Origin of the sequence: Candidatus Paralachnospira sp. LCP21S3_A2 (assembly GCF_052118925.1) — a bacterium.
Taxonomy (GTDB): domain Bacteria; phylum Bacillota; class Clostridia; order Lachnospirales; family Lachnospiraceae; genus Lientehia.
This window is the reverse complement of sequence record NZ_JBQKGG010000003.1, coordinates 183,579-207,434: the sequence shown is the minus strand read 5'-3', so window position 1 is coordinate 207,434 and position 23,856 is coordinate 183,579. Positions and strand designations below refer to the sequence as shown.

At 45.9% G+C, this 23,856-nt stretch carries 22 protein-coding genes; 3 read left to right on the top strand and 19 right to left on the bottom strand.

Annotated features, from left to right (window positions below; genetic code table 11):
- Window positions 1-32: 32 nt before the first annotated feature.
- From ACTQ3K_RS04240 to srtB, 13 genes are all read right to left on the bottom strand, one after another.
- Window positions 33-1,184: a hypothetical protein gene (locus ACTQ3K_RS04240; RefSeq protein ID WP_441565926.1), complete on the bottom strand. Its 1,152-nt coding sequence runs from the start codon at window positions 1,182-1,184 to the stop codon at window positions 33-35.
- Window positions 1,163-2,623, bottom strand: coding sequence for an ABC transporter substrate-binding protein (locus ACTQ3K_RS04235; RefSeq protein WP_441565927.1), 1,461 nt, complete (start codon window positions 2,621-2,623; stop codon window positions 1,163-1,165). The genes ACTQ3K_RS04240 and ACTQ3K_RS04235 overlap by 22 nt, the downstream gene beginning before the upstream one ends.
- Window positions 2,624-2,633: 10 nt before the next feature.
- Complete coding sequence (locus ACTQ3K_RS04230; protein ID WP_441565928.1) at window positions 2,634-4,088, bottom strand: hypothetical protein; 1,455 nt, start codon at window positions 4,086-4,088, stop codon at window positions 2,634-2,636.
- A gap of 24 nt (window positions 4,089-4,112) precedes the next feature.
- Window positions 4,113-4,796, bottom strand: coding sequence for a hypothetical protein (locus ACTQ3K_RS04225; protein ID WP_441565929.1), 684 nt, complete (start codon window positions 4,794-4,796; stop codon window positions 4,113-4,115).
- A gap of 66 nt (window positions 4,797-4,862) precedes the next feature.
- The gene (locus ACTQ3K_RS04220; protein ID WP_441565930.1) at window positions 4,863-5,981 is read right to left on the bottom strand and encodes a hypothetical protein; all 1,119 of its coding nucleotides are present in this window, start codon (window positions 5,979-5,981) and stop codon (window positions 4,863-4,865) included.
- 50 nt (window positions 5,982-6,031) lie between these two features.
- Window positions 6,032-6,391: a hypothetical protein gene (locus ACTQ3K_RS04215; RefSeq protein WP_441565931.1), complete on the bottom strand. Its 360-nt coding sequence runs from the start codon at window positions 6,389-6,391 to the stop codon at window positions 6,032-6,034.
- A gap of 437 nt (window positions 6,392-6,828) precedes the next feature.
- Window positions 6,829-8,298 (bottom strand): DUF3502 domain-containing protein, encoded by a 1,470-nt coding sequence (locus ACTQ3K_RS04210; RefSeq protein WP_441565932.1) that lies wholly within the window; start codon window positions 8,296-8,298, stop codon window positions 6,829-6,831.
- 67 nt (window positions 8,299-8,365) lie between these two features.
- Window positions 8,366-9,088, bottom strand: coding sequence for a hypothetical protein (locus ACTQ3K_RS04205; protein WP_441565933.1), 723 nt, complete (start codon window positions 9,086-9,088; stop codon window positions 8,366-8,368).
- Window positions 9,089-9,654: 566 nt separating this feature from the next.
- A complete protein-coding gene (locus ACTQ3K_RS04200) occupies window positions 9,655-10,749 on the bottom strand; it encodes a hypothetical protein (RefSeq protein ID WP_441565934.1) in 1,095 nt (364 codons plus the stop codon).
- Between the two features lie 571 nt (window positions 10,750-11,320).
- Window positions 11,321-12,697, bottom strand: coding sequence for a M56 family metallopeptidase (locus ACTQ3K_RS04195; protein WP_441565935.1), 1,377 nt, complete (start codon window positions 12,695-12,697; stop codon window positions 11,321-11,323).
- Entirely contained in the window at window positions 12,681-13,091 is a 411-nt protein-coding gene (locus tag ACTQ3K_RS04190; protein ID WP_441565936.1) for a BlaI/MecI/CopY family transcriptional regulator, read from the bottom strand. Before ACTQ3K_RS04190 ends, ACTQ3K_RS04195 begins: the two co-directional genes overlap by 17 nt.
- A gap of 192 nt (window positions 13,092-13,283) precedes the next feature.
- Window positions 13,284-15,404, bottom strand: a complete 2,121-nt coding sequence (locus ACTQ3K_RS04185; RefSeq protein WP_441565937.1) for a glutamine synthetase III family protein — start codon at window positions 15,402-15,404, stop codon at window positions 13,284-13,286.
- A gap of 205 nt (window positions 15,405-15,609) precedes the next feature.
- The gene (gene srtB / locus ACTQ3K_RS04180; protein ID WP_441565938.1) at window positions 15,610-16,407 is read right to left on the bottom strand and encodes a class B sortase; all 798 of its coding nucleotides are present in this window, start codon (window positions 16,405-16,407) and stop codon (window positions 15,610-15,612) included.
- Window positions 16,408-16,539: 132 nt separating this feature from the next.
- On the opposite strand from srtB, the gene ACTQ3K_RS04175 reads away from it, so the two are divergent.
- Window positions 16,540-16,983: a GNAT family N-acetyltransferase gene (locus ACTQ3K_RS04175; RefSeq protein ID WP_441565939.1), complete on the top strand. Its 444-nt coding sequence runs from the start codon at window positions 16,540-16,542 to the stop codon at window positions 16,981-16,983.
- 93 nt (window positions 16,984-17,076) lie between these two features.
- Window positions 17,077-18,495 carry a pyruvate kinase gene (gene pyk / locus ACTQ3K_RS04170; protein WP_441565940.1) on the top strand — a complete coding sequence of 473 codons (1,419 nt, stop codon included), beginning with the start codon at window positions 17,077-17,079 and terminating at the stop codon, window positions 18,493-18,495.
- Between the two features lie 128 nt (window positions 18,496-18,623).
- On the opposite strand, the gene ACTQ3K_RS04165 is transcribed toward pyk, so the two are convergent.
- Both ACTQ3K_RS04165 and ACTQ3K_RS04160 read right to left on the bottom strand, forming a co-directional pair.
- On the bottom strand, window positions 18,624-19,487 hold the full coding sequence (locus tag ACTQ3K_RS04165; RefSeq protein WP_441565941.1) for a ketose-bisphosphate aldolase: 864 nt from the start codon (window positions 19,485-19,487) through the stop codon (window positions 18,624-18,626).
- A 182-nt stretch (window positions 19,488-19,669) separates the two neighbouring features.
- Window positions 19,670-20,374 carry a 4'-phosphopantetheinyl transferase family protein gene (locus tag ACTQ3K_RS04160; RefSeq protein ID WP_441565942.1) on the bottom strand — a complete coding sequence of 235 codons (705 nt, stop codon included), beginning with the start codon at window positions 20,372-20,374 and terminating at the stop codon, window positions 19,670-19,672.
- A gap of 192 nt (window positions 20,375-20,566) precedes the next feature.
- On the opposite strand from ACTQ3K_RS04160, the gene ACTQ3K_RS04155 reads away from it, so the two are divergent.
- A complete protein-coding gene (locus ACTQ3K_RS04155; protein ID WP_441565943.1) occupies window positions 20,567-21,565 on the top strand; it encodes an aldose 1-epimerase family protein in 999 nt (332 codons plus the stop codon).
- A 65-nt stretch (window positions 21,566-21,630) separates the two neighbouring features.
- On the opposite strand, the gene ACTQ3K_RS04150 is transcribed toward ACTQ3K_RS04155, so the two are convergent.
- The 4 genes from ACTQ3K_RS04150 to rplJ all read right to left on the bottom strand — a co-directional run bounded on the left by ACTQ3K_RS04150 (window position 21,631) and on the right by rplJ (window position 23,805).
- Window positions 21,631-22,047 (bottom strand): hypothetical protein, encoded by a 417-nt coding sequence (locus tag ACTQ3K_RS04150; RefSeq protein ID WP_441565944.1) that lies wholly within the window; start codon window positions 22,045-22,047, stop codon window positions 21,631-21,633.
- A 4-nt stretch (window positions 22,048-22,051) separates the two neighbouring features.
- Window positions 22,052-22,456, bottom strand: coding sequence for a hypothetical protein (locus ACTQ3K_RS04145; RefSeq protein WP_441565945.1), 405 nt, complete (start codon window positions 22,454-22,456; stop codon window positions 22,052-22,054).
- 404 nt (window positions 22,457-22,860) lie between these two features.
- Entirely contained in the window at window positions 22,861-23,235 is a 375-nt protein-coding gene (gene rplL, locus ACTQ3K_RS04140) for a 50S ribosomal protein L7/L12 (protein WP_441565946.1), read from the bottom strand.
- Between the two features lie 81 nt (window positions 23,236-23,316).
- A complete protein-coding gene (gene rplJ, locus ACTQ3K_RS04135) occupies window positions 23,317-23,805 on the bottom strand; it encodes a 50S ribosomal protein L10 (RefSeq protein WP_441565947.1) in 489 nt (162 codons plus the stop codon).
- Window positions 23,806-23,856 lie beyond the last annotated feature (51 nt).

Sequence of the window (23,856 nt, the reverse complement as noted above, 5' to 3'; positions counted from 1 at the left end):
TCCAACACTTAGTCGATTTCCAATCCCAGCACCTACTGATTCACCGTACACAAAAACTGAAAGTCTCTTGATCCGTCCATAAATGCTTTTGCAGGGATCAGATAATGCCCTTCCGCCTCTCCTTCCCCATACCATCCGATCAGAAGCTCCTCTCCGTCTGCCTCAACGGCAAGCTCTGTTAAAAAATCTTCCTCTGTATCAGATTTCTGAAGTTCCCGGTCTTCCCCGGTGTCCCATTCGTAGAAATGCCAGCGTCCGGTTTTATATTCGGAATCACAGACTCTGTGCAAAAATCCATCCTTCATCATCAGCCCCCGCCCCGGATTTTCGCAGGAACACAGCTTTTCCGTTTCTCCGTTATCCAGCCGATAGCTCCAGAATCCATTCTCCTGCGCACCATTGATCCGGCTGTATATCATCCTTCCGTATCCCCAGGCACCGGCAGAACTGTTTTCCTCATTTTCCAGCCGGGTAATACTCTTCGTTTCCATGTCCAGCGCATAATATCCATCGGAAAATCCTTCTGTTATGTTTCTTCCGTACAGATAAAGATATGCTGTTCCGTTTTCTGCATGCTCGAAATTGATCAATGCAATGCCATCCGTTCCAAAGGTCTGCGTCAGTATCGTTTCTGTTTCCCCGGTCTGCAGATCCACCGAGAACACGTCATTGCTCCCATCGTAATGGCCATCCTCCTGAACCGTGGCCCGTTCTCCGATCATATAAGCTTTTCCATGATATAAAATGGCATTCAGCGGATTGATCACATCATAGGATACCTCTGTCAGCACTTTCTCGTTTTCCCCGTTCTGATCCGCCCTGCAATATTCCCATGCGTCCGCGCTCCCGTTCAGCTTCATATAGTACAGCCCGTTTTCGTAAAGGACCGGAAGGATTGCCCGATCTTCAAACAGCTTTGCCGTACAGTCCCGTGAATCATGACGGCAATTAGGACGGGCGCAGAACGGCACCGCTTCCTTTGCACCATAATCATACAGGTACAGCATATCGGTATTTCCACAGAACAGTACACCATAATCGGTCACACAAGAAAACCCATTTGACCGGATTCCATCTTTCTCCGTTTTTTCGGATGTCCGAACCGTCTGCTTTGCGCCTCCGCATCCGCTGATCAGGAATAGCGCTGCCAGAATCATTGCTGTTATTTGTTTCCGTCTTCCCATGTCTCCTCCTGCTCGTTCAGCTGACTCTCCAGCAGCTTTCGGATTGCTTCCGTTTCTGTGCCGGAAATCCGTTCCCTTACTTCCTGAATATCACGCTCCAGGTCATCCGTCAATCCGTCCTGCCATTCCTCATATCCATACGCCTTCTGCAGTTTTGCAGTTTCCTCCTGCACAGGAGCGGTATCGATCCAGCGATCCAGAAAGATGGATTTCGGAAGTGTAGCATAATATGCCATCAGGATTTCCCGTTTCTGCTCGGTCTCTCGTTCAGACGGTAGACACAAAATATGATTGCTCATGCTTTTTGTTGTCACACCGCCCGATTCTGTAATTCCCCGATCGACCACCGCTTTTCCGTTTTCCAGATGATATTCTATTCCCTCTCTTCCGTAAACCAGATAATTTACAAGCTCCTCATCGGAAAAAGCCGCCGCCAGAACCTGAAAAGCTTCCTCCTGATGTTCCGACGATCTGTGAATACCGGTTGTATTTCCGGAAAGGAACAGCGGATAATCCTCCACATGAAAAACCTGATACTGATCCGGATCTAATCCCATTTCTGCCGAAGCAGCCTGCATTGCGGTTTCCGCACTGTAGCTTCCGACACTGTACCCGAACAGATTTGGATCCGTAAGGCTGATCCCGTCCCAGATTCCCTTTTCATGATACGACTGATATTCCTTTAACATCTGAAGGTACGCCGGATTGTCCAGTCGCAGACTGACTTCATAGTTTCCATTCATCTTTCCGGCTAAAAACCAGGACGCCCCAGGAATCACTTCATATCCCTCCGGTGCAGTCAGTGATCCGTACTGAATCTTATACACTCTGCCATTCTTCTCCGAATATACTTCTGCTAACGCAAGAATCTCCGATTTTGGTAGTTCTGTTTTATCCGAAATTCCAAGAGCTTCGGCCATTGTTTTCTTCATCACAAAATACTCGGAAAAAGTAAGCTCTCCAAAGCTGGGAATCCCATAAATTTTCCTTTCATATCGAACCGTTTCCCAGATAGCCTCCGGATATGCCTCTTTCAGTTTCTTCCCGTCTGCTGTTTCCATAAACGGAGTCAGGTCTTTATAGATTCCGTTCCGAATATAATCCGGATAACACCACACATCCTCTGTTCGCCCGAAATCCGTAAGAATATCGCTCTGCTTCGTCTGCCCGGCAAATCCGTTTCTGCAGATGGTTCCGAAGGATTCCTCCCCCGCTGCCTGCCAGTCAACCGAAACCGCCTGAAACTGCACCTCTGCACAGATTCCCTTTTCCTTTAAAAGCGCATTAAATCCATCCTGCCACTCTTTGGAAAAAGAATCCTCACAGTCCGAAAACACACTCCAGGTCAGAGAAACCGGCTCCTTCTCTTTCTCCCCGCAGCCGGTTATTCCGAACATAACTCCCAGAAACAGCAGCCCTGTCATCAGCCGTTTTTTCATATGTACCTCCTCACTTCTGTTCCCGCAGTTGTCCGGAAAACTCCTGCTCCAGTCCCTTCAGATTGATATCAGAAAGCTGTTCTTCCATCTGTACCATGCTTTCCTTTATTCCCATTCCATCTGCTGCCGCTCCCAAAAACCATCCGTTTTCACTGACAACCCGGCTCATTTCTTTTATTTCTGTCTTGTATGCGTCATAATCAAACCATACTCCACATAATATGGATTTCTGACACTGTTCATAATAGTCCCTTAAAACGGTCTGTTTTGATTCATCCTCCCCCGCTTCCGGCGTCAGCAGCAGATGATTTGTCATACACCTGGTATCGATCTGACTGTTTTCCGTTACCGGCCGCACCGTCACAATAAATCCATTCTCTCTCCGATATTCTCTTCCTTCCTGTCCATATGCCAGATATTCTGCAATCTCCGGATCACTGAAGGCCGCCTGCAGGACCGCGAATGCAGCTTTCTTTTCCTTCGATCCGGACCAAATCCCAGTCACTGTGCCTCTTTGCCGAAATGGCAGATCCCGATGCTTCACTGCAAGATACTCTTCTGGATCTGTACCATACATTTCACATACCGTCCGAACAGCCGCCTCCGGACTGTAGGAGCGCACATATGTCCCAAAAAGCTGATTCCTTGCCGGATCGAATCTGTACTTCCAGTAATCCTCTTTCTCATAACTGTCATACGCCTCAATCCGCTCCTGAATCACCGGATTTTCCATCATGGAATCCACCTGAAACTCCCCTCCGTTGTTCCATGCTGCCAGAAGCTCACTCTCCCACATGGTTTCAAATTCTTCCGGGAGGATCAGCTCTCCACCCGGAACCTGATACAGAATCCCCTGCTCCTCCGAAAACCGCCTGGCCAGCCCCAGAAGCTCCAGATCTCCGATCGAATCTTCTTCTGTCAGCCCATAGGCATCTGCGGCGTCCTTTCGCAGTACCCCGTAGGAACGGTCATAAATCCCATACCGCGATGGAACACCATAAATCGTTCCGTTCGCTTTCATCGCCTCCCAGAAAATCTCCGGATAACTTTCCCGAAGCGCCGTTCCCGTTTCCAGATATGGTGTCAGCGGTTCATACAACCCTTTTCGAATAAAATTTCCATAATATTGATAAAATCCAAAAACACCAAGATCTGTAAACAGGTCGCACCCGTCCACTCGCTCGGCAAACAATTCTCCATATTCCTGATAGCTCCCGATCGGAAGCCCCTCCGCCCTCCGGTCAACAATCACCGGACAGAACTCCACCTCCGCCGAAATGCCTTTCGCCTTCAGCAGTTCATTAAATCCGTTCTGCCATTCCTCCGGGAACGAATCCTCCTGATTGGTAAAAACTCCCCATACAATATGGGAGACGGCAGACTCTTTCGAAGATTGTGCTCCGCAGCCTGCCAACAGCACTGCCAGAAGCATAAGTATCATCATACTGATCTGTGTTTTCTTCATCCTGCCGCCTCCCATATAAAATTTTTATTTCTTTTCTCCCTCTCCCAGGACTTCCCCATGATACGGCCCTGCGATTTCCTCCCCTACATCGCCTTTCTCATTCTGTCCGGACAGCTTCACACTGAAATCAGCGGAGAACTCCACCTGGCCGTCCGCATTTTTTCTGGCTTCGGTGGACACATCCTGTGCCATATAAGTGATCCCTGTTCCTGCATTGAAATATTCCACAGAGAACATCGAATCCCCATATTCCTGAACCTCTCCGGTTTTATTTAAGAACTGAAATTCTCCGGTTATGCTGAAAACCATATCAAAGGACTTTCCTTTAAACAGCTCCTTCGCCTGCCCCATTACATAAAAATCCTCTGTTATCGTTCTGGCTGTCAGCTCAGAGGACTTCTCCTGATCCTCTGTCTGCTCCATCCACTTGATATATTTCAGATCATTCGCCGCTGCATCCGCTATGGTTTCATAATCCTTTTCCGCATAAGCCGACTGATACTGTTCATAAAAGTCATCCGTTATATCCTTTCCATCCTTATCAATCGCCCGATACTCTCCCTTTGAGGTCTCAAAAAAATGTTCGCAGACATCAACCAGCTTTTCAGAAACCTCCTTCTTTTCTTCCGTTTTTACCGCTTTGCCGCAGCCCGACACCAGACTAACCGCCAGCAAACCCGCCAACAATTTTATGATCGCTTTCTTCATGCCCTGCCCTCCTCGTCCGTTATAATAGCCTGAATGATTTCAAAGCTATCGTTTCATCCCTTTCTTTTAATACTCTAATAGTTTCCAGTTGGTTTTTCCCGCCAGGTAATCCTCCAAGTTGATAATTGCAAGATGAAACTGTTCTTCTTCATCCCCAATGTCTCCAACGTATCCAATTACTATTCCATCCTTTACCATAAGAACTTCCATCTCATGATATACATCCCCTTCCCGAAAAAGAGTACACCCCTTATTTTCCTGATACTGATAAGTTTCCTTATGCCAATCCCGAAATTCCGATGTTTCTGCGGTTTGGATCTGCTTTAACGTTTCTCCCCAATAAATCTTCGGATTATTCGTTAATCCGCCCAATATTTCCCTGCTGCTTCCATTCTGCAAGTCAAACGCTGTTACGGTACACCCCTGCGCCTCCACAACTGTACCAATCAGATAATTACCGTCAATAACCATATCTCCAAAAGTCTCTTTCTCTCCGATTGGCTCCGTTATCTCCTTACTGTCTAAATCAATCATTTTTGTTTTTTTGCCGATTTTTCCTGTCCATTCTCTGTAGATTAACTGATTTTCATAATTTCCAATGATTTCATAAACCGGAAGTTCTGCTTGAATTTGGGGGCAGATTTCCTCCGCCTTTCCGGAATCAAGCCAAAAGCGATAAATTCCACTGGCAAAATATGTTTCGTCCGTTTTCTCCTCATATACGAGATCCCATGAAGTGAAAATTATGGAATCACTTTGGCAAATAGTAATTCCATCACTATCAATCCTATATGGAAATTCTCCTATTTTCCTTTCATTGGTTCCATCCAGATCACAGGAATAAAAAGCCCTTTCGCCATTATCTCCATCAAGCTGATAGTACCACTTATCTTTCCCTCTCCCGATCCATCCATTCCGTGCCAGCTTAACCGCAGTACAATTTAAATCTTTATCCTGATGTCGACAATTTGCCTTCCCGCACAACGGGAAATATTTCTTTGATTCATAATCATAAAATTCTGCTTTTCCGGTACGTGGATTACAATATAACAATCCATCAGCAGTATAAGTGTAATTATATTTTTGTATTGAACCGAACTGACCAGTCATTTTTTTCTGACCACAGCCATTTAAAACTATCATCAAAATAGTACACCATACATATATTCCTATTTTCTTATTCATTTTGTTTCCTTTATTTTTATAAAGGGATAGGCACTGCCTATCCCCTTTTCTTAAATGTATAAAGTAAATTCTTTTCCTACTATCCCATGAGAACTCCACGCTGAAATTACAGAACCCTCAACAGTCTTTCTAGCTGCCACTGATCCTGTTCCGGACTTGCTTGTGGTCCCAGATGTATATGTTCTTCCCGAAGATGTCATATACTCAGCTGTAACACACGCCCATACTCTGCGATCAGTTACCAGCAATGATGTAGTAGTCCCACTTGCAGTTGATCCATTATATTCAACTTTTCCGGAGACACGATCATTTTGTCCTTGTTTATATGTACTTGCTGCCATCGATGTCATCCCAAACGCCACAACCATCATCATTGCCATTACAATCGCTAATAATCTATGCTTTTTCATAGAATACATCCGTTTTTCTTATTTTTATCAACCAGTACCTTTATACTGCCATTCCCTCTCCACCGGAATCTCCTCCTTCCGTTTTTTATTTACAGATCACCCGTCGGTTTTCTGCAGCTTTATTAAGCATATGCCTATCATTCTTCTGACCTGTTCCCTACATGAAACAATTGATCTTATTTTCTTAATTGTCCATTCAATATGCACAATTATACTATTGTAATAGTATTCTTATTTGAAAAATAATTCCTGCCATCCGCTCTGCAGGAAATCTGTAATCCTTACTGCCTGTTTGAATCAGCTGCCGCTGTTTCCGTTCCGTCTCTTTCTATATAACAACCATACTATAATAATAATCTTCTGTCAATCAGTTTTTGTTGAATTTTCACATTTCTTTCTTGTTCGTTCTTGTTTCTTTTGTTCAGAATAATCATGCTTTATCGTTCCTTCAACTGGCGATTCAGTTCTTTTAAAACCTCCTGCATCCCCAGTTCGTCTGCGTCTCTTCGCAGTTTTTCCAGGTCGCCTTCCGGATTTATACTCTTTCCGTTTAAAAGATCCTGATATTGTTCAAGAACCAGAACATTGATCTCACTGATCTGCAGGCCGATTGATTCCAGATCAAACGAAAATCCCATCAATTCCGATGTTTTTCCGTTCTCCAGTCTTGCACACATTTCCCTGTTTTTCTCTTTGGATTCTCGAACAGATGGTGTTGTCAGAAGTGAATTTCCGAAAGTAATTTGCTGTAAAAAGCCAGTCATACCATAATCTTCCGTTGATTCTGCATAGCCATTCTTCTGTTCATAGCTGACATTTTCTTCCCCGTATACCAGCGCATCCGAAAGCTCCTGATTCGTATAAATCGCAGCTAATGCCTCCATTGCCGCTTCTTTATGTGTACTGTTCCTCCCCACTCCGGTCTTATAACCATTTCCGGAAAAGCTCTGGGTGAACTCCGGAAGCTTTACTGCCTCCAGTGAAATCTCTTCCGGTATCCGGTAATTACTTCGAACCTGATTTTCCGCCGCGGCCTCACTGTAGGAATAACATCCGCTTACCAGAAATTCTCCCTTTTCCAGATAGTTCTGATCCAGTTCACTTCCGATCAGCCATTGCTTTCCCCAGGAATTAATTCGCCGGAAATGTTCCAATGTTGTCTCATTTTCAAGGGCACTCTCTGCCGTCCAGCTTCCATCTTCCTTGGAAAGTACAATTAATTCACAGGGACTCAGTTCAAATGCTCCCCATGGCAGATACTGCCATCCTGTCGAAACCACAAAATCACCATTTCCAGCTTCCTTTTCACCTTCCTTGACTTTCATCATAATATCTTCCAGATTCAAAAGTGTAACCTCTGATGCATCGATTCCATATTTTTTTGCATACTCCTGCTGGAATACTGCATAATAATCCAGATTCATATTTGGTGTCAGGACTCCATAAATCTCTCCGTCCCGCTCCAACGATTCCCAGACCACTGACGGATAAGCTCCTTTTAACGCAGTTCCGCTGTCCGTCTTTTTCAGAAATTCTCCCATCGGTTCCAATAGTTCCGCATCCACTGCCATTTGATAGGTATCATAGCAATTCTGCAATCCGGGACAACTTACCAGATCATAGTTTCCCTCTTTTATCTGCTTTAGATACTCCTCCACATATGCCCGATAATCCCCATGGAACTCCGGTTCAATACTGTTAAACATAATTTCATACGGCAAACCTTTTTTCTTCATCACACGATTCAGACTTTCATAATAGATCTCCCGGTCACCTCTCATATTAAAAACTACCCAATTCAGTTTCACAGTCTCGGAATCTCCGTTTTTCCCCTTCTTACTGCCACAGCCCGACAGCAGACTAACCGCCAGCAAACCCGCCAACAATTTTATGATCGCTTTCTTCATGCCCTGCCCTCCTCGTCCGTTATAATAGCCTGAATGATTTCAAAGCTATCGTTTCATCCTCTTGCTTTTAATACTCTAATAGTTTCCAGTTGGTTTTTCCCGCCAGGTAATCCTCCAGACTGATCACTACAAGATCAAACATCACGTCTTCATCGCCGGGATCACCGATTCTTCCGATCACCTGTCCATTCTTTACCATAAGAACTTCCATTTCATGATATACATCCCCTTCCCGAAAAAGGGCACAGCCTTTGTCCTCCTGGTATTGATAGGTTTCCATATGCCAATCACGGAAGCCCCTGGTTTCAATGGTCTGAAGCTGCTTTAACTCCGTTCCCCAATAAACATTTACCCCAGACTTCACTTTTTCCAGCAGCGTTCTCTGCTCTCCCGTCTTTAAATTGAATTCAGCAGCCGAACAATCTCCCCCGTCTGCTACAGTCGTAATTAAAGAATCCCCTTCTATGACCATATCTCTGGCCGATTCAACCGTTCCGATCGGTTCTGTGATCGTTCCGGAATCAAGATCGATCATCTTCGTCCGCCTCCCGTATTCTCTCGTCCATTCCCGATAAATCAATTGATTCTCGTAAAGCCCAACTACTTCATACGCCGGAAGATCTGATTGGATTTCCGGACAGATTGTCTCGATTTCTCCTGTATCAAAATGGAATCGATAGATCGCACTGCTGTCCAGCGGCTCCTCTGTCTCTTCATCAAAATCAATATCAAACGTCGCACAGATAATAGAATTATCGCGAAAAATCCTTACTCCCAGTGGAGATAGCATATGATGAAACTCCCCAAGTTCTTTCTCATTACTTCCGTCCAGATCACAGCTAAAAAAGGAATCACAATGATAATACCATTTATCTCCGATTCTCCCGACACACCCTCCTCTGTCTAACCAAACAGCCGTACAGGTTTCATCTCCATACTGATGCCGGCAATTCGCCTTCCCACATATCGGGATATAGCTTTGCGCTGCATAATCATAGAATTCGGCCCTCCTCGTTTGCGGATTACAATACAGGATTCCATCTTCCATAAACGTATAATTGTATTTTTGAACCGATCCGGAAGGACTCTGCGTCTTATTTTTTCCGCAACCACTGCTGTTTAAAACAATCCCAATCCATACGATTCCTATGATCCATCGCTTTATTCGTATTTTCATAGATATCATCCGCCTTTCTGCGAAAGGCACCAATGCGTCATGAAACAAGTTGGCTGCCCTTCACTTTTAATTCTATCTCCCTTTTGATATATTCAGGCTTTCATAATAGATCTCCCGGTCACCTCTCATATTAAAAACCGCCAATTCAGTTTTACAGTCTCGGAATCTATCCCTTTCTTTTAATACTCTAATATTTTCCAGTTGGTTTTTCCCGCTAGATAATCCTCCAGACTGATTGTTGCCATATCAAACACCTGTCCTTCTGCATATTTACGTCCAATTACCATCTCATTTTTTACAGAAAGTACCATTTCATTTGATTGTTCGGTTCCCTTTCGTATCAAATCCGATATTTTATTTTTCTGATATACATATACCTCATATGGATAATTCTCACGACTATAATCTGTAAGTGTTATTGTCTTTAATTTATCCTCCCAAAACACATTGATTGTATATTTTGCATTTATTCCGCTCATCAATTTTTCAGATGTACCCGTTTTCAAATTCATTGCTACTACGCTTTGTCCATCAGCTTCTTGTTTACTATATATAAACAGTTCTCCAGAAACGACTCCATTTGTACTTATTTTATCTTCGCCTAACGGCTTTGTAATTTCATTTGTCTCTAAATTTATCATGCGCAGCAAGCATCCTTTTTCTCCCATTTCTTGATAAAGAAGCCAATTTTCATATTTCCCATATAGAGCAAGAACATTTTCTGATGTTTGATATAACTTTTTTCTGCTGCCATCTAATACATCCATCTGATAAATTGTACTTTTCTGGTTGATTTGTTCTCCTTGATCATCATATTCATACTCACTAACAGCTGTAATATATGTTTCATCAAAATATAGCCCAATTGTCCCAGGCTGTTCTGTAAATGCTCCGATTCTGCGCTCATTTTCTCCATCCAAATCACATGAATACAACCCCTTCCCCAATTTCTCATCTGATCTAAAATAGTACCATTGATCTCCTAACCGCCCTATTCCTGTTTCTTCACTCAACCGAATTGCCATGCAATCATTTGTATTATGCAAACAATTAAGTTTCCCACACAATGGATAATATTTTTTTGTTTCATAATCAAAATATTCTGTTTTTCTATTTTTTCCCCCATTTGGATTTTGATAAACAATCCCATTTTCTGTATAACACCAATTATACATATAACAAGACGATACTGTCTCCGATATTGTATTCTTTTTCCCACACCCACTAACAAATAAACACATAATAACCAAAATGCTTATTCTTTTTATAATCACGTTTTCTCCTCTTTTACTAAGGGATAGGCTTAATACCTATCCCTCTAGCTATTAAATATACTTCCTGTTGCATTCGCTTGGGTCGCTGTATTTGCAGCTGCCATCGACGTCATCCCAAATGCCACAGTCTTTTATTTACAGATCACCCGTCGGTTTTCTGCAGCTTTATTAAGCATATGCCTATCATTCTTCTGACCCGTTCCCCACATGAAACAATTGATCTTATTTTCTTAATTGTCCATTCAATATGCACAATTATACTATTATGATAGTATTCTTATTTGAAAAATAATTCCTGCCATCCGCTCTGCAGGAAATCTGTAATCCTTACTGCCTGTTTGAATCAGCTGCCGCTGTTTCCGTTCCGTCTCTTTCTATATAACAACCATACTATAATAATAATCTTCTGTCAATCAGTTTTTGTTGAATTTTTACATTTCTTTCTTGTTCCTTTTATTTATAATATCTGTTTCGAGATTAACGCTTCTATTTTTAATATAAAAAGCCCTGTAAAACCGAATATTCTGTTTTCACAGTTTCTCCGGTTATACAGGGCTTTTCTTCTTATATTTTAATTCACCCGATAGGCTCCGTCTGCCGTCACGGATACCGAATTTTTATTCTGAACAAATACCTGATAGCTTCCGTTCTTGGTAAGTGAAAATTCATGATAAATGTTTCCTTTATCTTTTATATATCTCCATTGGCCGTCCGGTTCGATGATTCCGACATTGACATACTGATTTGTTGGTGTAATCCCAACAGAAACAATAATACTTCCCCCGCTCTTCGCCTGGAACGCCGGTGTTGTTTTCATTTTTCCGGCACCTACTGTCCAGTAAAAAGTTGCCGAAGATCGCCTGTACTGATCAACCTCCCCGATTTCGATAGGCCCGTCCCATTCGCTGGCATCCATGGTATACTCTTCCAGCTCGTCGTACACCTGCGGCGCTTCTTCTACCATAATTGCTGTTTCCTCCACGGCAAATTTATAAAACTGGAAAAATCCCTTCCCCGCCGCATAAACCGAAACCGTATTCACAGCCAGAAACAGTACCCCCAACATCGCCACGGCCCTTTTGGATCTCTTTTTCCGTTCTCTGTACCACTTCATATACTCCACCCTCTCCTGTAAATGCCCCCGGTGTTCCACCAGGCTGATCCTGAAAAATGAGTTCTTATCTTTTGTTCCGGCCTCTTCCAGCAGGTTTGTGATAATCCCGAAATACCTCTTAAATCCACCGGCCTTTTCATAGGAAAGGCAGTCACAGGCATGCTCGCTGTACCGCTGGATCCGAAGATACAGCCACCAGACCGTTGGATTAAAGAAATGAAGGACCGTCACCAGACTGACCAGGCAGAGTGCCGGAAGATCCTGCTGCTTATAATGAGTCAGCTCATGAACAAAAATAACCTGACGCTCCTCCTCGGTAAACTTTTTCGACGGGATCACGACCATCGGCTTCCAAAATCCGGTGAACTCCGCGACCTTGATCCGATAGCTTTCCTTCAGCTGAACACGCCCCGGCCGAATTCCCAGCTCTCTGCATACCTTCGAAAACTGTTCCTGATATGACAGCTCACATTTAACCAGTGTCCCATAGCTCTTTCGGTGACGGATCAGGCTGCACACCATGATAAAGCCCAGAATCAGAACGCCCGAAATCCAGATCACTGTAAACACGATCGAACAGATCCGGATCACCGGCGTCTGGAGAAATAACAGCCCTGCATCCCAGTCCGCGTTTCCTGCCGCCAGCACCAGAAGCAGGCACGGAAGCACGGGGACCAGAAACAGGATCAGCACAAATCGCAAGACATGATACCGGAAATTCTGATATCCCATCCGTTCAAATATACCGCCCAGCCAGTACCAGAACACCAGAAATACCGATGCTGTCAGAGACGTCAGCAATACAAAAACCGTAAGATCAATCGTCCATATCATCTAAAATGCTCCTGATTTTATCCGCTTCTTCTTTTGTAATTCCCTGGCTGTCGCCCATTGCGGCTACCATCTTCGAAAGCTTTCCGTCAAACCAGAACTCCGTCTCTCTCCGGATCAGGTCGTCACGGTATTCTTCCTCATCCCGCAGGGCATGCACATAAGCCAGACGTCCGACGCGGTAGGTCGTTAAAAAGCCTTTATCCGCCATCTTAGACAGGAAGGTTCCGATGCTGGTCCGCTTGTAATCCTTTCCGAACCGGACCCGCAGTCCTTCTGTCAGATCCGGAACACAAATATCCTCCCCCGCATCCCAGATCACCTTCATGATCATAGTCTCGCTGGTGCTCAGCTCATATTTCACCGGCTGCTCATACTGTTTCCTGTTTTCTTCCATGGAAGTGATTCCTCCTTTTCAGTCTTTTCTTTTAGTATACTATCTGAATAGTAAGGATGCAAGTACTTTTCGAATTATGATCAGAAAAAACGCAGCTCTCCGCTCCGGGAAAACTGCGTTTCTTCTATATATAATATGTACCTTCTTGATTTTGTTTTATCTCGAATTTTGGATTGGCTCTTCGGATCGCTCCTACACCTCGAAGGTCAGATCACCGTAGGACGGAATCGGCCACAGCTCCTTATCCACGATCATCTCCAGCTTGTCAAAGGGAGCACGGAGTGCGCTCATGGCAGGCATTACCTCATCATGGTATGCTCTTGCCTGTGCCTCGCCCTCGCTCATGGCTGCCGCCTTTGCGGTAATCTCGCGGAGTGCCTTCAGGGCCTTCTGGCCCTCAGACAGCAGGGCGGAGGATTCCATCAGAAGCTCCTTCTGGGCGCTTACATCTGCATCGGGGCAGACATCGAGAACCGTTCCCATGGAGGAAGCAAGGTCGGTCGTGTAATTGATCACGGCGGGGACAAGCTGCTTTCCGGCCATATCGATCATGGTCAATGCTTCGATATTGATGGCCTTTGCATATGCTTCATAAAGAACCTCTGCACGGGATTCCAGCTCAGCCTTTGTGAAGATATGGAACTTTTCAAACAGCTTTACAGCCTTCTCGGTCTTTAAGCTTGCTACCGAATCCACCATGGACTTGATATTGGGAAGTCCTCTCCGTTCCGCCTCTGCTACCCATTCCTCGGAATAGCCGTTGCCGTTGAAGATGATCCGCTGATGCTCGGTTAAGTACTTCTTGATCATATCATGAACAGCCATATCGAAATCATCCGCCTTCTCTAATTCATCGGCCGCCTCACAGAATGCCTCTGCCACAATGGCATTGAGCGTGGTGTTGGGGCTTGCGATCGAATCGGAGGAGCCAACCATACGGAACTCAAATTTGTTTCCGGTAAATGCAAACGGTGAGGTTCTGTTCCGGTCTGTGGCATCCTTCTGAAGATCCGGCAGGGTGCTGACACCAGTGTACAGTCTCTCGCCCTCCTTACAGGAAGCGGCTTCACCGGTCTCGATGAGCTGCTTTACCACATCCTCCAGCTGCTCGCCTAGGAAAATGGAGATAATTGCGGGCGGAGCCTCGTTTGCTCCCAGTCTGTGGTCATTTCCGACGTTGGAGGCGGACTGACGAAGCAGGTCTGCATGAATATCAACAGCCTTGATGATGCAGGCCAGAACCAGCAGGAACTGGATGTTCTGATTCGGTGTTTCGCCGGGATCCAGCAGGTTCACGCCGTTGTCGGTTCCGATGGACCAGTTGTCATGCTTACCGGAGCCGTTTACGCCTGCATAAGGCTTTTCATGAAGCAGGCAGGTCAGATTGTGCTTTACAGCCACACGCTTCATGGTCTCCATAACCAGCTGGTTATGATCTACGGCGATGTTTGCCGTATCGAAAATGGGCGCCAGCTCATGCTGTGCGGGAGCCACCTCGTTGTGCTGGGTCTTTGCGGAGATTCCCAGCTTCCAGAGTTCTACGTTTAAGTCGTGCATGAATGCGCCGACACGCTCTTTGATGACACCGAAGTAATGGTCATCCAGCTCCTGTCCCTTGGGGGCCGGTGCGCCGAAGAGGGTTCTGCCTGCATAGATCAGATCCTCTCTCTGCATATATAAGTCACGGTCAACCAGGAAGTATTCCTGCTCCGGTCCGACGGAAGCAGTTACCTTCGTTGCCTCCTTGTTTCCAAACAGATGAACGATCCGGAGTGCCTGCTCGGAGAGAGCTTCCATGGAACGAAGAAGAGGTGTCTTCTTGTCCAGTGCCTCACCCTTATAGGAACAGAACGCAGTCGGGATACAGAGCACGATTCCGGTTGCATCTTCTTTTAAGAATGCGGGGGAAGAGCAGTCCCATACCGTATAGCCTCTTGCCTCAAAGGTTGCACGCAGGCCGCCGGAGGGGAAGGAAGAAGCGTCCGGCTCACCCTTGATCAGTTCTTTTCCGGAAAATTCCATCAGCATGTGGCCGTTCTCATCGGGAAGCGTCACAAAGGAATCATGCTTCTCTGCGGTGATGCCGGTCAACGGCTGGAACCAGTGGGTATAATGGGTTGCACCATGCTCCACTGCCCAATCCTTCATCGCCTTTGCCACAACATCTGCGGTTGCCAGAGAAAGCTCTCCGCCGTTGTCAATGATACTTTTTACCTCGGCGAATACCTTCTTTGGAAGACGTTCTCTCATCTTGCCAAGGTTAAAGACATTTTCACCGAAAATCTCTTCCACATTCAGTACCTTTTCACACATAGATTTTTCCTCCATCACTTTTTCTGTTCCTCGAGGCCCGGACCGCCGCCGTATAACAGCTTTAAAAAAAGAGAAGACGCCCTTTGTGGAACGTCTTCGTTCGATTGCCAAGCCTATTTCTGGAGATGCGCTCCATCTGGGAATAACCTTACCTCATTTTCTTCAGAATTGCAAGCACTTTTTTCAGTACACCGGCACTTTAAACTTAATTTTCTAAACGTCTTGCCTGGATCACCAGCCGGTCCCTGTTCTGATTCACACAGGTGGACAGGGTCATGATATGATCCTCTTCCCCCACGATCACTCCGGTATTCATGAGGGACTGGCTCTGCATCCGGCTCACATAATCCACAAAATCTGCCATTTCTCCAAAACCGATCGTGTAAGCATCACTGTCCGGACTGGTCACATGAACCGCAAAAATCTCATACGTATAGACATGATCCGCCGTATAGACGGTAAAGGTCTTATGGTTCTCATAAAAGTCATCTTCCCGGAATTTTTTCAAGCCTGCGAACATGGAACCGTTCTTCATGTTATGGCCATAGATGATCACATGGCGGGCGTCCATGCCATCCGTGATGTTGCTGTCCACAAACAGTGTTCCGGCTGCATTCTCTTCCTGCCCAAACGTGTGCTTTAAATAATGATCATTGTCGCTGCACTGAACAATGGGATAATCGATCTTCGTATCCGGAATGGTGATCCAGCCCACATAATCCGGATTCTGTCCGTGCATGAGTTCATAAAGAGATACCGCTTTCGGATCATTTTCCGTCTCCGCCTGACTGTTTCCGTCTGCTGCCGGGGTTTCCTCATCGGGCGCAGACAGGATCTTTTCTGCCTCCGATGCCAGATTATCATACGTATCCGTTCCTTTTTTATATTCTCTCCAGATCCCGAACAGCCTCCACCCGGAATAACAGAAGACTGCCAGGGCGACCAGAAAGACCGCCAGTTCAATTCTCCTTGCTCTTCTTCGTTTAACCCATTTTGTTGTCATTGGACGCACCTCCTCATCTCTTAACGCTCTATTTACTTGAAATTTCTTTCATTATCCACTATGATATTATTATGGCCGATTTTTTTCCTTTTCAGATTATGGATTCTGTCGGCCGGAAAGGGATTTTTCACTATGATTATAAGGGATATGACACTTGACGACAAGGAAATTTTTCTGAAAATGTCGGCAGATTTTTATACGTCCGATGCTGCGCTCCATGATTTCGACCGGGAAACCCAGGAAAGGAATCTGGCCGGAGCCATCGCCGGATCTCCCTATGTACGCTGTCTGATGCTGGAGGATCAGGATGGGGCGGCAGGCTATATCATTATCGCCCATTCCTGGAGCACCGAGGCCGGTGGCCCCATGATCATTCTGGAGGAGCTTTATCTGATTCCCGGAGCAAGAGGCAAGGGCTATGCGGGGGAATTTTTCCGCTGGTTCTTTGAAGAATACAGGGACCGCGCCGCCGGCTATCGTCTGGAGGTTGCACCGAAGAACTCGGATGTGATCCCGCTTTATGAAAAATTCGGATATGAAAATCTGGAATATATCCAGCTGATGAAATCGCTGTAAGATCTGTGGTCTGCCCCATCGTTCAGTTCCGGGTGGACAGACTGTTTCCAATAAGTCATTGATTGATTTCATCCACAAAAAGGAGGAGACTTTATGAGAAAAACCAAGATTATCTGTACCATGGGTCCCGCTGTTGACAATGATGACGCAATTCGTTCCCTGATCAGCAACGGCATGGACTGCGCCCGTTTTAATTTTTCACACGGCTCCCATGAGGAACAGCGTACCCGTATGGATCGGGTCAAGCGTGTCAGTGCCGAATTGAACAGACCTATCGCCCTTCTTCTGGATACCAAGGGCCCCGAGATCCGGCTTCGTGATTTCGCCGAGGGTTCCGTCGTTCTGGAGCCGGGTCAAAGCTTTACTCTGAGCACCAGTACCGAACCGGGAACAATTGAAGGGATCGGGCTTACCTACGGCGGTCTGGCTTCCTGTGTCAGCATCGGAACCAGAATTCTCATTGATGACGGAAAGATCGCCATGTTCGTTGAAAAGATCGATGGAACCGATGTGGTCTGTCGTGTCATCAACGGTGGAACGATCAGCAACCGCAAGAGCATCAATATCCCCAACCTCGACATTCCCATGCCTTATATCAGCGAAACGGACAAGAACGATATTCTCTTTGGAATCTCCCAGAATGTGGATTTTGTTGCCGCTTCCTTTACAAGAACTGCCGATGATATCCGTAAAATGAGAAAGCTTCTGGATGACAACGGCGGAAAGAAGATTCAGATCATTGCCAAAATCGAGAACACACAGGGCATTGAAAATCTGGACGCGATCCTGGATCTGGCAGACGGTATCATGGTCGCCAGAGGCGACATGGGCGTGGAGATCCCGTTCCGTGAGCTGCCCGGAATCCAGAAAAGCATCATTGAGAAATGCTATCGTGCCGGCAAGCACGTTGTTACTGCCACCCAGATGTTAGAGTCCATGACCCACAGTCCCCGCCCTACCAGAGCAGAGGTATCCGATGTTGCCAATGCCATCCATGACGGCACCACCGCGATCATGCTTTCCGGTGAAACCGCAGCCGGAGACTACCCCACCGAGGCGGTCCATACCATGGCCGAGATCGCTGAAGCCGCCGAAAAGGATATCGACTATAAAGCAAGGTTCGCGGAAATGCACGACTTTCTGACTCTGGAGAAGATCACTCCGGTTGCCATCGGAATTGCTTCCGTAACCTCCGCCCACTATCTGGACGCCAAGGCCATCGTTGCCGTGACAAGAACCGGCCGGAGTGCCCGTATGATAGCCGACTACCGTCCCGCCGTTCCCATCATTGCTCCTGTTGTGGACCGGAAAGCCCTCCGGCAGCTGAACCTCACCTGGGGCGTTTATCCGTTTCCTTCTGATGAGCAGCAGAGTGCCGACAGTCTCTTTGAACACGCAAAAGAGATTGCCCTGAAATCCGGTATCGTAGAAGAAGGTGATACCATCGTGATCTCCGGCGGACCTCATGAGAAAAACGGCGTTATTGATATGATGAAGATTGTAAAATTATAAATGTCAGCAAAATGTCCCGGAATCCTGTCCATACAGATCCCGGGACATTTCATATTAAAACAAACGCACCCCCGGAAAGCTTCCGGGGGTGCCAATCGTGCAATGATTAACTATGTTTAAAACAAGACTTATTTGTAGAACTTAACCTTGTCTGCATCATCGAACAGGTTGATCTTATGACGGACAACCTCGTTCATAGCATCGATGCACTTAGGGTAGATAGCCATGGGCTCACGGATTGCCTTGTCCTGAAGAACGATACGGCATTCCTGATAGAAGGCATCCTTGATATCGCTGGAGATGTTGATCTTGTTTACACCAAGCTTTACGGACTGAGCAATCTCATCATCGGGGTTACCGGAACCACCGTGAAGTACAAGCGGAATGCTTACAGCAGCCTTGATCTCTTTCAGTCTGTCAAGAGCTAACTTCGGCTTTCTGTCCTTCGGATACAGACCATGAGCAGTACCGATTGCGATTGCCAGGCAGTCAATATCTGTCTCCTTGATGAACTTAACAGCATCATCAACCTCAGTGTAGATAATTTTCTTGGAACCAGCTTCGCCGTAGTCATCAGCGGTACCGATTGTTCCAAGCTCAGCCTCTACGGATACGTTTACGGGATGAGCAACCTCAACTACCTTCTTTGTGATAGCAATGTTCTCTTCGAAAGGAAGGTGAGCGCCATCGATCATTACGGAAGTGAAACCGTCCTGAATTGCACGCAGAACCTGCTCAAACTTTGCGCCGTGATCCAGATGGATACATACGGGAACCGTTGCTTTATGTGCTTCCTCGATAACTGCCTTTACAAAGCTGTCCTCTACGAAAGAGAGCTCATCGGGATGAATAGCGATGATAACGGGAGCCTGCATTTCTTCACATGTATGCATAACACCCTTCAGAATCATGTTGCTACTTACATTGAAAGCAGGAACAGCGAAATTGTGCTCGTTAGCTACTGCTAATAAGTCTTTCATGTTCATTAACATAATTAACTTTCCTCCTAAACTTACTTTATATGACTATGAAATAACGCCCTATGCCATCATATTATATCAAACATGTCATGCTGTCAAGTATTACTTGTGTATTTTAGTGAAACATTTACGATGCCTTTATATGAAATTATCCGGATTGGATAAAAACATGAAATAATATTTCATCTGTTTGTTTATTTCATTTTATTATATATCTTATCAGTCTTTTTTATCGACCATTCCAATAATTCTGTTCTGTCCGTTCTCTTCAAAATCAGTTCCTGTTCTGTCCGCAGCCAGATTTCCTGTTCCTCCGGCCATTCCGTACAGACACAAAGGCTCATCCCTGCCGGATATGACCATTCCCGGAAAAAGAGAAGCTCTCCCTGCTCCGTATGTTTCTGCTTCATCTTCCGCTCAGTCTCTTCTGCTGCGGTCTCATCCGGGATCACCGAAAATCTTGAAAAATCTGCCTCAATTCCCCGGCCCGTATATTTTACATAGCTCTCCTTTGCCGCCCAGATCTGAAAAAACCTTGTTCCCGGATCTTTCTTCACATACGCCGCTTCCCGTTCATGAAAAAAGCGGACAGCCATACGCCCGTACCGCTCTGCAGCTTCCTGCTCCGTTTCATGGGAAAGCCGGGTATGTTTCTGAATATCCAGCCCCACAGGATGCTCTGCCATGACACATGCCCAGACACTTCCACTGTGGCTGATAGAAAATTGCAGACCCGGCTGATCCGGAAAAAACGGTTTCCCGCGCTTCGTCCGTTCTACCCGCCAGCAGTCCTCTGCCTGCGGCATTGACCTCCCGAGCTTATTCAGATAAAATTCTCCCGCTTCCCGGAGCCGTTCTTCCCGGCTTTTTTTATCCGACTGTTCATATAAAAAAATCATTGCATCGCTCCCTGTTCTGATTGTACTATCATAGCATACCCCGGACAGTTCAACAAGATTTTAACCAATATTTTGGTTCCCTGCCCCATTGACCGTCCCGCCTCCCGGCTTTATAATAGACTTCAGAACAACGCTCTTGCCTCTTCACCCCCGTTTCATTTCAGAGAGAGACAGATCAAGGAGGATTCCGATATGGTAAACAGAAATTATTATGGACATGATACTCAGTTCTGCGGTGTGGAAGAGCACCGTCTTGTAGGAGGAAAAGGTGATGGTATGCGGCTGTTTCAGGTTCGTAACGGAAGCGGCCTGGAATTCACAGTTTCGGCAGACCGCGCAGCTGATATTTCCCGCCTTTCTTTCCGTGGTGTCAGTCTGAATTATATGGGGCCTGCCGGTTATGTCGCGCCTGCTTACTACGACCAGCCCGGCTTCGGATTTTTAAAATCATTCACCTGTGGTTTCCTGACCACCTGCGGTTTACAGTCCATCGGTACCCCCAGCGTGGACGGTGATGTTCCCTGCCCGCTCCATGGAACGATTTCCAACACCCCTGCGGATCAGATTTATTACACTGAGGAAGATGGAAAAATTCAGATCCATGCAAAGATCAATGACATGGAGATCTTCAAGCAAAAATTATCGCTCACCAGAACCATTTCCTGTGAGTACGGCAGCAATAAGCTGACGATCGAGGACACCATTAAAAACGAAGGCTCCGCCGATGAGCCGTTTATGCTGCTCTACCATATGAACATGGGCTATCCGCTTTTAAGCGAGCATGCAAAGCTGAAGGTTTCTTCCAAGAACGTGATTCCCCGCGATCCCCGCGCCGCCGAGGATCTCGATACCTGGGATCAGATGCTCACGCCACTCCCCAATTTCCAGGAGCAGTGCTACTATCATGAATTCGAGGATCATGCCGCCTGCGCGAAGCTCTACAATCCCGATGTAAATGTCGGCCTGGCGATCCGCTGGGATGAAAAAGAGATTCCCTATATGACCGAATGGAAGATGATGGGCGAGCGGGACTATGTCCTTGGCCTGGAGCCCTGCATCAGCAAGCTGGAAGGCCGCGCGGAACTCCGTAAAAACGGCGCTCTCCACTTCTTAAAGCCCGGCGAAGTAAAGAACTATAAGATTGAAGTAGAATGCTTCGACAGCGAAGCCGACTGGGAAGCCGCAAAATAGTCTGATTCGTTTTTTATTTCATAGGACGAACTTTCCTGTGAAATGGAAAAGAGTTCTCTGTATTGTCAGTACTGATCCACTGCATACAGAGAACTCCAACTATTCAATATTTTTTCACCTCCTGAGATTCTTTTTATAATTTTACCTGTTCCCTCATAACACAAACTTTCATTTCCAATCAATATATGTAACGGTTTCCCATCCGCATTTGCATCTATTTCTATTAAATAATCCTCCTGCCTATAAGATTTCATCACAGCCAGGCTTCTTCTTACTCTCAACTTTATCAGTTCTTCTTTTAATTTCGCCCCATTTATTTCATTCGTAACATCATCTCCGCAGTAAATTATTCTGTTTATTTCAAGTGTGTTCGCGTTATATATCATTTTATGTTCAGAAAATCGCGAAATAATCAGCGCTATCCCCAAAACAGCGAATACAATTATCATTTTTATTATATTTAGCTTTTTATTCCTATTCATATTATCATCCCTTCCCGTATTTGATCTCATTAAATCCCCAGTTGACCAGATACAACAGAAGCATAAAAACCAGAAACAGAAAATCCGTACGGAACCGGCACACAAACACAAGAACCGCCATGATCAGAGCTGTTATGATCTGGCAGATTCTTCGCATGGAACGCGGGCAGTAAGAATAGAAAAAGGCGTCAAAGCTGATCAGGAGCAGAATCACCCCCTGGCAGGCATACACCAGATAAACCATGGAAAGATTGTAGGTCCGCACCATAACCGCCTGGGCGTAATCCCGCAGGATCGGAAGTCCCCAGAGCAGAAGAACCAATATCACATTGACTGCGATCAGTACCCAGGAACAACGTTTTGTTGCAGGCGAACGATCTCCAAAAGAATCCCTTTGCGTTTTTCCCATAATTCGCTCCTTTCCGGTAATCAATAGACTGATTCACCGCATGGACTCACTCATTTATATGACAAACCTTATGATAGTTATAGGATATCAGAAAGCATAATAACCGTCAATATTTGCTGGACGATTAGGGGACATAGCCAGATCCCGGAAATTTCAAGCGGGAGTATGTGAGGCTTCCATCGTGAATATCCATGCCAGCAGCCGACACCGAGCGTCTTTGTCTGAGCCCGCAGGGCGAGTTCCAGCGCGAATGGCGGCGAATCAGCGCATGGAGATTCACAGGAAACGTAACTTGACTCCCGTCTGAAATGTCGGGATCTGTATGGAAAATCCTCCATCACAAAAAGGAGATGGATTTCTCCATCTCCTTCATCACAAGCTTTAAACTTTTACCGAAACCAAAATTACTTAAGAGTAACCTTAGCGCCTTCAGCTTCCAGCTTTGTCTTGATCTCTTCAGCTTCTTCCTTGGAAGCCTGCTCTTTGAGAACCTTGGGAGCGCCGTCAACAACGTCCTTAGCTTCCTTCAGGCCAAGACCGGTTACTTCACGAACAACCTTGATAACCTTAACCTTGTTAGGGCCAACTTCGGTCAGCTCAACGTCGAACTCAGTCTTCTCTTCAGCTGCAGCTGCGCCAGCGCCTGCTGCTGCAACAACAACGCCTGCTGCTGCGGATACGCCGAACTCTTCCTCACAAGCCTTTACCAGGTCGTTTAACTCTAATACGCTTAACTCTTTGATAGCATCAATAAACTCTGCTGTAGTTAACTTTGCCATTTGAATTTACCTCCATAAATTTTATTATTCGTAAATACTCTTTTATAATTTCTGATGACAAAACCGTTTGAAATCCGCAGATTACTCTGCCTTGGACTCTGCGATCTGGTTGAGTACACGAGCCAGATTCGTGATGGGAGACTGGATGCTTCCGAGCAGTTTGCCCAGTAACTCGTCTCTGCTGGGGATCGTAGCGATCACCTTAATGCCTTCTGCATCATAGTAGGTTCCCTCTACAACACCGCCCTTAAGTTCCAGCTTATCAGCCTTCTGAGCGAATGTATTGAGGATTCTAGCGGGAGCAGTCTCATCGGTAGCAGAGGTTGCCAGAGCGGTGGGGCCTTCAAGCTGATCCTTCATGGGCTCGAAATCTGTTCCCTGAATTGCGAAGTTGATCATGGTGTTCTTGTATACCTTATAATGAACACCGGCTTCGCGAAGCTGCTTTCTCAGCTCGGTATCCTGCTCAACAGTCAGACCACGGTAATCAACGATTACAGCAGACTTTGCGTCTTTTAACAGTGCAGAAATCTCTTCTACTACCGGCTGCTTCAGTTCTACTTTTGCCATTCCATTTTCCTCCTTATTTTATTTTATCGCCGACCACCAAAACCAAGTTTC